The 551-nt window shown below is 67.5% G+C and carries 2 protein-coding genes; both read right to left on the reverse strand.

From position 1 onward, the window contains the following. Positions 1-93 (reverse strand): DUF202 domain-containing protein (locus F6Q13_RS19985; protein ID WP_293060150.1); only part of this gene is annotated, 93 nt, incomplete at its 3' end. 35 nt (positions 94-128) lie between these two features. Further along, on the reverse strand, positions 129-551 hold a 423-nt coding region (locus tag F6Q13_RS19990; RefSeq protein ID WP_293060148.1), incomplete at its 5' end, for a cytochrome P450.

Genomic DNA, 551 nt, shown 5'->3' on the forward strand with positions numbered 1-551 from the left:
GGTGCGCTGCCAGGCCAGAAACGTCCGCTCGTTGGCGAGCGCGAACCGGTAATCGGGCTCGTGCTCGGCCGCGGTGCCGGTGTCATCGGCCACCGAACACTCCGCACGGCATCTCACCTACCACCGTTTCACCCTCTGCGGCGGCTCGTCGCGCTGCGCTCGCACGGGCGCGGCGTTTTCCACGACATGCCGGGAGTGAAGGTGACCGGAAGCGTGCCGAGCCCGGTCATGCTCGGGTTGCCGCGGTAGCGACGAACGCCGTCGGCGTCGACGCGGTAGTCGGGGATGCGCTCGAGCACCGCCTTGACCATCACCTCGAACATGATCCGCGCCAGATGTGATCCGATGCATCGATGCGGACCGAGCCCGAAGGCGAGGTGGCGGTTGCGCACCCGATCCAGCACGACCTCGTCGGGTCGCTCGAACTCGTGCTCGTCGTGGTTGGCGGCCAGCCAGCTGATGATGACTCGATCGTTGCGCCGCAGGCGCTGCCCGTGCACGACGACGTCGCGGGTCACGGTCCGGCTCAGTTGCTGATTGACCGAGAAGTA

Source organism: Mycobacterium sp. (assembly GCF_008709575.1).
Taxonomy (GTDB): Bacteria; Actinomycetota; Actinomycetes; order Mycobacteriales; family Mycobacteriaceae; genus Mycobacterium.